This is a genomic window from Pseudomonas sp. HMSC057H01, assembly GCF_001836405.1.
Lineage (GTDB): Bacteria > Pseudomonadota > Gammaproteobacteria > Pseudomonadales > Pseudomonadaceae > Pseudomonas > Pseudomonas aeruginosa.
On sequence record NZ_KV828511.1, the window covers coordinates 228,104 to 237,486 of the forward strand.

The 9,383-nt window shown below is 66.8% G+C and carries 9 protein-coding genes; 5 read left to right on the plus strand and 4 right to left on the minus strand.

Translation table 11 applies throughout. From position 1 onward, the window contains the following. Nucleotides 1-283 precede the first annotated feature (283 nt). Nucleotides 284-1,138, plus strand: coding sequence for a sulfurtransferase (locus tag HMPREF2581_RS23905; protein WP_003109274.1), 855 nt, complete (start codon nt 284-286; stop codon nt 1,136-1,138). 21 nt (nt 1,139-1,159) lie between these two features. Here the strand turns inward: HMPREF2581_RS23905 and HMPREF2581_RS23910 are convergent, their stop codons facing one another. Next, nucleotides 1,160-1,999, minus strand: coding sequence for an alpha/beta hydrolase family protein (locus HMPREF2581_RS23910; protein WP_003109275.1), 840 nt, complete (start codon nt 1,997-1,999; stop codon nt 1,160-1,162). Between the two features lie 111 nt (nt 2,000-2,110). Between HMPREF2581_RS23910 and HMPREF2581_RS23915 the strand changes: the two genes are divergently transcribed. From HMPREF2581_RS23915 to HMPREF2581_RS23925, 3 genes are all read left to right on the plus strand, one after another. Next, nucleotides 2,111-2,704, plus strand: a complete 594-nt coding sequence (locus HMPREF2581_RS23915; RefSeq protein WP_003109276.1) for a TetR family transcriptional regulator — start codon at nt 2,111-2,113, stop codon at nt 2,702-2,704. Nucleotides 2,705-2,925: 221 nt separating this feature from the next. Beyond that, nucleotides 2,926-3,405 (plus strand): hypothetical protein, encoded by a 480-nt coding sequence (locus HMPREF2581_RS23920; protein ID WP_003082640.1) that lies wholly within the window; start codon nt 2,926-2,928, stop codon nt 3,403-3,405. 205 nt (nt 3,406-3,610) lie between these two features. Beyond that, nucleotides 3,611-4,885: an outer membrane protein transport protein gene (locus tag HMPREF2581_RS23925; RefSeq protein ID WP_003133490.1), complete on the plus strand. Its 1,275-nt coding sequence runs from the start codon at nt 3,611-3,613 to the stop codon at nt 4,883-4,885. Between the two features lie 54 nt (nt 4,886-4,939). On the opposite strand, the gene HMPREF2581_RS23930 is transcribed toward HMPREF2581_RS23925, so the two are convergent. The 3 genes from HMPREF2581_RS23930 to HMPREF2581_RS23940 all read right to left on the minus strand — a co-directional run bounded on the left by HMPREF2581_RS23930 (nt 4,940) and on the right by HMPREF2581_RS23940 (nt 7,381). Further along, nucleotides 4,940-5,494, minus strand: coding sequence for a glutathione peroxidase (locus HMPREF2581_RS23930; RefSeq protein ID WP_003086801.1), 555 nt, complete (start codon nt 5,492-5,494; stop codon nt 4,940-4,942). A gap of 164 nt (nt 5,495-5,658) precedes the next feature. Continuing rightward, nucleotides 5,659-6,858: an MFS transporter gene (locus HMPREF2581_RS23935; protein WP_003086798.1), complete on the minus strand. Its 1,200-nt coding sequence runs from the start codon at nt 6,856-6,858 to the stop codon at nt 5,659-5,661. A 73-nt stretch (nt 6,859-6,931) separates the two neighbouring features. Continuing rightward, on the minus strand, nt 6,932-7,381 hold the full coding sequence (locus HMPREF2581_RS23940; RefSeq protein ID WP_003140393.1) for a MarR family winged helix-turn-helix transcriptional regulator: 450 nt from the start codon (nt 7,379-7,381) through the stop codon (nt 6,932-6,934). Between the two features lie 130 nt (nt 7,382-7,511). On the opposite strand from HMPREF2581_RS23940, the gene HMPREF2581_RS23945 reads away from it, so the two are divergent. Beyond that, a complete protein-coding gene (locus HMPREF2581_RS23945) occupies nt 7,512-9,332 on the plus strand; it encodes an acyl-CoA dehydrogenase C-terminal domain-containing protein (protein ID WP_003109278.1) in 1,821 nt (606 codons plus the stop codon). Nucleotides 9,333-9,383 lie beyond the last annotated feature (51 nt).

Consider the following 9,383-nt stretch of genomic DNA (forward strand, 5'->3'; position numbering starts at 1 on the left):
AAAGCCCGGCGCAAGCGTCGGGCCAAGCCAATCGGACAAGCGTCCCGAGGGATAGAACACAGGAGCGGGTATCTCGGAACGAGCCGATTCTGCATGTCTGGACAAATCCCCCGCTGCCGGGCGAGGCTGATGACCGAGTAAGAATCTTCCCCGCCTGGAGCCGGCCCTTTCCTTTCGCCATTTCTCCGCCTCGCCGCGCGACGCCGGGATGACGCGACGCGGTCCAAGGGGCATGATCCACCCATCCGCCACCGGCTTTGCTTCCCGACCCAAGGAGTCCGCGATGTCGTCCGCCCAACTGCTGACCGCGCAACAACTGGCCGCCCGCCTCAGCGAACCCGACCTGCTGGTCCTCGACTGCCGTTTCGCCCTCGAAGACCCGTCCTACGGTGCCCGCGTCTATCAGGAGAACCACATTCCCGGCGCGCATTTCGCCGACCTCGAACGGGATCTTTCCGCTCCCGTGCGCAAGGGCGTGACCGGTCGCCATCCGCTGCCGGATCCCGCCGAGCTAGCGCTCAAGCTACAAGCCTGGGGCCTGCGCCAGGATAGCCAGGTGGTGCTCTACGACGACGGCCCCGGCGCATTCGCCGCCCGCGCCTGGTGGCTGTTGCATTGGCTGGGCAAGCGCGACGGGGTCTACCTCCTCGATGGCGGCCTGGCGGCCTGGAAGGCTGCGGGGCTGGCACTGACCAATGGCGAAAGCAGTCTTCGACCCGGCGATTTCCAGGGCCAGCCCGATGCCTCGCTGCTGATCGACGCCGCCACCCTCCAGGCCCAACTGGGCCAACCCGGACTGGCGCTGCTCGATGCTCGCGCGCAGCCGCGCTTCCGTGGCGAAGTCGAGCCCATAGATCCGGTCGCCGGGCACATTCCCGGTGCCCAGTGCGCCGCCTTCACCGACAACCTTGGCAGCGACGGCCGCTTCCTTCCGCCGGAACAATTGCACCAGCGGTTCTCCGCCCTGCTGCGCGGTCGCCCGGTGGACGAGCTGGTTGCCTACTGCGGCTCCGGCGTCACCGCCTGCCACAACCTGTTCGCCCTGAGCCTCGCCGGCTTCCCGCTTCCGCGCCTCTACGCCGGCTCGTGGAGCGAGTGGATCACCGACCCGCGCCGCCCGGTCGCCACCGGCGACTGACGCCATACGCTCGGACGCGGCTTACGCCGCGTCGGGCAGCTTCCTGAAGTAGTCGAGCAACTCCTTCTGCAACGCCTCGTTGCGGAACAGCCCGAAATGCCCGACCGCTCCCTCGGCCCGTCCCTTGCGACGCAACTCCAGGTGCGCCGCGGCATAGACCTGGTGAAGCTTTTCCGCCGCAGCCCAGGGCACGTAGTCGTCGTCCTCGAACAGGAAGCTGGCGACGGGGATGTCCAGCGCCTCGTAACCCTGCCGCTGCAATCCGAAGCGCGGTGCCAGGAGGTAGTCCGGCTGCCGCACCCAGCGCGCCCAGTCGCGCATGAAATGACTCGGCATATCCAGGCTGCCGAGGCCGAAGAAACGACTGGGAAAGCGTCGGAGCAGTCCGGTCAGTACCGGCACCGCCACGCAGAACAGGCCGAACATCTGCCAGCGCTGCCTGCCTCGCCAGCGCCTCCAGTACGGAAACGAACCGGCGACGAACGCGGCGCCGCTCAATCCGCTGGCCTGACCAGCCAGACCGAGCAACTGCGCGCCGATGCTGTGGCCGACGAAATAGCGCGGTAGCTCCGGCGCGCGCGCTCGGCACCAGGCCAGCGCCGCATCGATGTCCTCGCGTCCCCAGTCGGCCAGGCGATAGCTAGCCACGGCAGGGTCGTCGCCTTCGCTGCCGCGGTAGCTGAACAACAGCACCTCGTAGCCGGAAGCCGCGGCCAGGACGGCGAAGCGCTGGTAGAAGGCGCGCCTGACGCCGAGCGCGCAGGCCACCACGATGCTCCCCTGCGCATCGCCGACGGCCGGGAAGTGGTCGCCGGCCAGGCGCACACCGTCACGGCAGGCGATCTCCACTGCGGTACTCATTCGCGCTCTCCTTTGCCGTGCGGGTTCGAGCAGCCGGGACGGACGCAATGCTCGACGGACCGCCAGGCGTGCTAGCATGAACATACCGACGGCATGTAAGAAGGCAACAGTATGAATGTCAAGAGCAGGCAGCAGGAAAATGCCGAGGCGACCCGCGAGGCACTGCTGGAAAGCGCCCTCTCCGCCTTCATCGAACATGGCTATGGCGGCGTCTCCATCGACGCCATCGCCCGCGAGGCGCGCGTGACCAAGGGCGCGTTCTACCACCACTTCGGCAGCAAGCAGGAACTGCTCGCCGAATGCTACGAACGCCAGGTACGGACGATCGCCGAGGACCTGGACAAGGTGCCGGCGCATGTCGACAAGTGGGCGGAGGCCGCCGCGCTGGCCGAGGCCTTCATCGACAGCGTGATGGCGCGCGGCAAGCGGCAACTGTCGCTGCAGGAGGTGATCACGGTCGTCGGCTGGGAGCGATGGAAACGCATCGACTCGCGCCACACGCTGCGCTACGTCGGGCGCCTGGTGGACGAACTGGCGGCCAGTGGCGAACTCAAGGACTACCGCCGGGAAACCCTGGTCGGCCAGCTCTACGGCTTCCTTACCCAGGCCGCGATGAGTCTTCGCGATGCACGCAACAAGCGGCAAGCGGCCAATGAAGTGAAAGCCATCATCCGCGACTTCCTCTACAGCCTGCGCAGGGGCTGAGAATGCCGCCCAGCACAAGCGAAGCAAGGACGCGCCGGTTTAATTTCCAGCGGGCATATCAGCCGTTCTCTAAAGCTGGAAACAATTTAAAAACAGTCCTTTACAGCTGACTTGTTTCACTACACTTCAAATCAAGCGGCTAAGTCCGCTATCGGCGGGGCCATCGGAATAGAAGCTGCCAAACTGCCCGGCCCCGCCGATCCACCTTGCGCGAGGCCGTCATGGGTATTTCCGCCAACGATCTTTGCCAGCACGTGATACGCCCGACCCTGGACTACCTGTCCTGCCACAGCCCCGCCGCCGAAGCGCTGCTGCTGGGCGCGGCGGCCTGCCAGTCGGCGCTCGGGAGCGCCCTCGACGACCGCCGTGGCCACGGCCTGTACCGGATCGCCAGCGAACGCCACCAGCAGCTCTGGGACCAGTACCTGGCGCTGGACCCGGAGCGCGCCAGCCGGGTCCGCGGCCTGGCCAGCCAGCATGCCTTCCTTGCCGCGCCGCACCTGGAACTGACGGTGAACCTGCGCTACAGCACGGCCATCGCCTGGTCGCTGGTGGAAGCCGCGCGACTGCCGCTGCCCGACCAGCACGATCACCTCGCCCAGGCTCGCGTGTGGCGCCAGGTATTCCAGCCGCACGGTCGCCTGCACGAGTTCATCGACGCCTGGCAACGCTGCATCGGCAGCCTCAGCCAGGTCGCCTGACGGCGAATGGAAAAATCCCGCGTCCGAAACAGACCAACCGGTCAGAAAATTTTTTACATACAGACACGAACGGTTGCGCTACCTTCGCTTCACTGGCACCGGAGCCAACCGCTCTGTTCCGCACCCTGCGGAACTTCGGAACACTGGCGCCGGTCTGGGAATCTTGGTAGTTTGCGCGCCGTTATACACAGGAGTTGCTCCAACAATGAAAACAATATGGTTTAAAACCTCTCTCGCACTGACCATTAGCGCTGTCTCCACCTACACCCTCGCCAACGGCATCGCCATCAACGAACAGAGCGCCAGCGGCGCCGGCACCGCCTACGCCGGCCGCGCCTCGTCCGCGCTCGATGCCAGCACCATCTACGGCAACCCGGCCGGCCTGTCCAAGCTGAAACGCACCGAAGTCAGCGGCGGTCTGGCCATCGTCAAGGCCAAGGACGACATCAGCCAGGCCCACAGCACCGCCCAGGGCAGCAACAAGGGCGACTCGGTACCGCTGGCCGCCGTACCGTTCGGCTACTTCTCCACGCCGATCAACGAAGATTTCACTTTCGGCCTGGGCATCTACGTGCCCTACGGCATCATCAACGATTACGAAAACGGCTTCATGGGCAGCTCCCACGGCTCCTATAGCAAGGTGCAGGTGATCACCGTGCAGCCGACCATCGCCTGGAAGATCAACGACAAGGTTTCCGTCGGCTTCGGTCCGACCTTCAACCGCATCGACGGCCAGTTGAAGAACACCCTGGCCACCAATGGCCTGCTCGGCAGCAACGGCGATACCAAGATCAACATCAAGGGCGACGACACTGCCATCGGCTACAACGTCGGCGTGATGGTCGACCTGACCGACGACACCACCTGGGGCCTGACCTACCACTCCAAGGTCAAGTACCACCTGGGCGGCAACACCGAAGTGAAGAACGCTCCGGGTGCCCTGGGCCTGAACGGCAAGTACGACGCCAAGCTGGACATCACCCTGCCGGAATCGGTGGATACCTCCATCACCCACAAGTTCGACGACAAGTGGACGGGCTACCTGGGCGCCGTCTGGACCCGCTGGAGCCGCCTGGAGAAGATCGAAGTGCGCAACAGCGGCGTACCGGCGCTCGGCCAGGCCCTGGGCTTCAACACCATCGGCGAAGACCTGAACTGGCGCGACACCTGGTCCTTCTCGGTAGGTACCTCCTACCAGGCCACCCCGGAGTGGGTGCTGCGTACCGGCTTTGCCTACGAGCCCTCGCCGACCACCAACGAGGACCGCAACGTGCGCATCCCGGTGGGCGACCGCAAGGTCTTCACCGTCGGTGCCGGCTGGTCGCCGAACCAGGACCTGACCGTCGACGTGGCCTACGCCTACCTGTGGGAAACCACTGCCGGCGTCAACCAGGAAGGCAGCGCCCTGCAGCCGGCCTACAGCGCCAAGTACGACAACAGCGCGCATGGCCTGACCGCCCAGGTCACCTATCGCTTCTGATCGCACGCGCCAACGAAAAAGCCGGGCATTGCCCGGCTTTTTCATGCCTGCTCCTCAGGGCTGGCTGGCGATGGCCTTCTCGATGGCAGCCTGGAGCTGCGGATCGTCCGGGGTGGTCTTGCTGGAGAACTGCGCGACCACCCTGCCCTGGCGATCCACCACGTACTTGTAGAAATTCCAGCGCGGCGCCTGGCCGCTCTGCTCGGCCAACTGGCGGAACAGCGGGATCGCCTCGTCGCCGCGCACGTGCTGCGGCTGGGTCATGGCGAAGGTCACGCCGTAGTTGCCATAGCAGATCTTCGCGGTCTCGGCGGTATCCGCGGCTTCCTGCTTGAAGTCGTCGGAGGGTACCCCGAGCACTTCCAGGCCCTGCCCCTTGTAGCGCTGGTAGAGCGCCTCGAGCCCCTTGAACTGCGGGGTGAAGCCACAGTGGCTGGCAGTGTTGACCACCACCAGCGGCTTGCCGGCGTAACGCTGGCAAAGATCGATGCTTTCCTTGGAACGCAGCTTGGTCAACTGGCCCTGCAACAGTTCCGGGCAATCGGCGGCCCAGCCGCTCAGCGGCAGCCCGGCGAGCGCCAGGGCGGACAACAGCACGCGAGGTTTCATGGAATGGCTCCTTGGCGACGAATGTCCCAGCTTACCCTTCCCCGCGCCTATCGCCACCTATCAGCATGCGCCCATGCCCAGTTCCAGCAGCGCCAGTCCGCCACGCTGCCAGCCCCACCAGGCGAGTCCCAGCAGCGCCCCGGCGGCGAGCAGCCAGGCCAGCTTCACGCCGCGCCTCCGGCCACCTGCAGGCGCGCCACCGGACGCTCGCGCACCGGCCAGTTGAGCAGCGCCGCGAGCAGGCTTAGAAGGATCGACAACTGCCAGACCAGGTCGTAGCTGCCGGTGCGGTCGTAGACCACCCCGCCCAACCAGCCGCCGAGGAAGGCGCCCAACTGGTGGAAGAGGAACACGATGCCGCCGAGCATCGACAGGTTGCGCACGCCGAACAGGGTCGCCACGGTGCCGTTGGTCAGGGGCACCGTGGACAGCCACAGCAGCCCCATGGCCACGCCGAAGGCGTAGGCGCTGTAGACGCTCAGCGGCAGCCAGAGGAACAGCACGATCACTACCCCGCGCACCAGGTACAGCGCGGTCAGCAGGCGCGGCTTCGACCAGCGCCCGCCGAGCCAGCCGGCGATGTAGGTGCCGAACACGTTGAACAGCCCGACCAGCGCCAGCACCGTGGTGCCGACCTGCGCCGGCAGGTGCTGGTCGACCAGGTAGGCCGGCAGGTGTACGCCGATGAACACCACCTGGAAGCCGCAGACGAAGAAGCCCAGCGCCAGCAGCCAGAACCCGGAATGCGCGCAGGCCTCGCGCAGCGCTTCGCCGAGGCTCTGTTCGTGGCCCTGCGGCGGCAACGGGCGATCCTTCATCAGCCCGGCCAGCGGCACGATCAGCGCCACCAGCAGGCCCAGGGCGAGCAGGGCCGAGGACCAGCCCAGCCAGCCGATCAGGCCGAGGGTACCGGGCAGCATGGCGAACTGGCCGAAGGAGCCGGCCGCGCTGGAGATACCCATCGCCATGCTGCGCTGCTCCGCCGGCACTGCGCGGCCGACGGCGCCGAGGATCACCGAGAACGAGGTGCCGGAAAGGCCCAGGCCGATCAGCAGGCCGGCGCTCAGCGACAGCCCACTGGCCGACTGCGAGAGTCCCATCAGGACCAGGCCGAGGGCGTACAGCAGGCCCCCCACCAGCACCGCCCGCGCCGCGCCGTAGCGGTCGGCGAGCGCCCCGGTGAACGGCTGGGCCAGGCCCCAGACCAGGTTCTGCAAGGCGATGGCGAAGGCGAAGACTTCGCGGCCCCAGCCGAAGTCGGCGCTCATCGGCGCGAGGAACAGGCCGAAGCCATGTCGCACGCCGAGGGACAGGGCGAGGATCAGGGCTCCGGACAGCAGGATCCAGAAGGCGGCACGCGGCATGGGTCGCTCCATCTACGGGTATATACCCGCTTTATCGTGAACGAAGCGCCTCGGCGAGAGGCTTCGTCGGTTGTCAGTCCAGTCGCTCCAGTTCCACCAGCAACGCCGCCAAGGCGCCGCTGCGCTCCTCGCCAAGGCGCCCGGCGAGACGCCGCTGCGCGTCTTCCCAGGCCGGCGTTCCGCGCTCCAGGGCATCCAGCCCGGCAGGCGTCAGCTCGACCAGGCGGTTGCGCTGGTCCTCGCCACCGGTCAGGCGCAGCAGGCCGTCGCCTTCCAGCACCCGCAGGTTGCGACCGAGGGTGCTGCGGTCGAGTCCCATGGCTTCGGCGAGTTCGGAAATGCTCGGCCGGTCCAGGCGCTGCAGGTGCCGCAGCAGGGAAAACTGCGCCACCTTGAGGCCGGTATCGGCCAGCGCCTCGTCGTAGAAGCGGGAAACGCTGCGGGCGGCGCGACGCAGTTTGGTACAGAGGCATTGGGTCGGTAGCATGGGTGCGTGTATATACCCGTACCTCTCGACGGTCAAGCGGATTGTCCGAACTGCCAACGCCACCTGTTGCCCCTGCCAAGGCCGGACGCCGGGCGCTGGCCTATAACTCGCGCTGTCAGCGGCGACCGGGAGCACCCGGCGCCCTCCATCCATCGCCGAGGTAGCCATGCCCGTTTACAAAGCCCCGCTGCGCGACACGCGCTTCCTGCTCAACGAAGTCTTCGATTTCCCCGAGCATTACCGCAACCTGGTCAACGGCGCCGAAGCCACGCCGGACATGGTCGATGCGATCCTCGGCGAATGCGCGAAGCTCTGCGAGGAAGTGATCGCCCCGCTCTACCACAGCGGCGACGAGGAAGGCTGCCACCTGGAGAACGGCGAAGTACGGACGCCGAAGGGCTACAAGGAAGCCTACGAGGCCTACGTCGCCGGCGGCTGGCAGGGCCTCTCGCACCCGGTGGAGTACGGTGGCCAGGGCCTGCCGATGAGCCTCGGCGCGCTCAAGCAGGAGATGATGGGCACCGCCAACTGGCCGTTCTCCATGTATCCCGGCCTCTCCCTCGGCGCGATGAACACCCTGATGCAGCACGGCACCGAGGAACAGAAGCAGACCTACCTGGTTCCGCTCACCGAGGGCCGCTGGGGCGGCACCATGTGCCTCACCGAGCCGCAGTGCGGCACCGATCTCGGCCAGGTGAAGACCCGCGCCGAGGCCAACCCCGACGGTAGCTACGCCATCAGCGGGACGAAGATATTCATCTCTTCCGGCGAACACGACCTCACCGAGAACATCGTCCACATCGTCCTCGCCCGCCTGCCGGACGCACCGAAGGGCACCCGCGGCATTTCCCTGTTCATCGTGCCCAAGTTCCTTCCCGGCGAAGGCGGCGCGCTCGGCCCGCGCAACGGCGTGAGTTGCGGCGCGCTGGAGAAGAAGATGGGGATCAAGGCCTCGGCCACCTGCGTGATGAACTTCGACGGCGCCACCGGCTTCCTCATCGGGCCGCCGAACAAGGGCCTGGAATGCATGTTCACCTTCATGAACAGCGCCCGCATCGGCACCGCCATCCAGGGCGTGGCCACCGCCGAGCTGGCCTACCAGGGCGCCCTCGCCTACGCCCGCGAACGCCGCTCCATGCGCGCGCTCTCCGGGACCAAGGAACCCGACCAGGTCGCCGACAGCCTGATGCACCACGGCGACGTGCGGCGCATGCTGCTGACCCAGAAGGCCATCGCCGAAGGCGGCCGGGCGCTGGTCTACCTGGCCACCCAGTACGCCGACCGGATGATCCAGGGCATCCTCAGCAACGACGACGCCGAGTACGAACGCTGGGACGACAAGCTCGGCTTCCTCACGCCGATCCTCAAGGGCTGCCTGACCGAACTCGGCCTGGAAAGCGCCAACCTCGGCATGCAGGTGTTCGGCGGCCACGGCTATATCCGCGAACACGGCATGGAGCAGATCGTCCGCGACGCGCGGATCGCCACCCTCTACGAAGGCACCACCGGCATCCAGGCCCTCGACCTGCTCGGCCGCAAGGTCCTGCTGATGACCCAGGGCAAGGCCGTGCGCGACTTCACCAGGGGCGTGGCCCGGTTCGCCGTCGACCTGCTGAAGAACGAGCCGCGCATGCGCGGCCGCGCCCTGGTGCTGCTCAAGCTCTGCGCCCAATGGAACCTGCTGACCCTGCGCATTGCCCTCACCGCGCGCAAGCAACGCGATCTGGTGAGCACCGCCAGCCACGACTATCTGATGTTCTCCGGCTACGCCACGCTGGCCTATTCCTGGGCCCTCCAGGAAGCCGCTGCGCGCCGGCGACTGCGCCAGGGCGGCAGCGAGTCGGCGGACTTCTACAAGGCCAAGATCGCCACCAGCGAGTTCTACTTCGCCCGCCTGCTTCCGCGCGCCAAGGGCCACGCGGCGGCGATGGCGAAGCCGACCGGTTCGATCATGGACCTGAAGAGCGAGCACTTCGCCTTCGACTGAGGCGACCACCCGCAGCGCGCCAGCGGAGCCTCAGTCTCCGCTGGCGCCAGC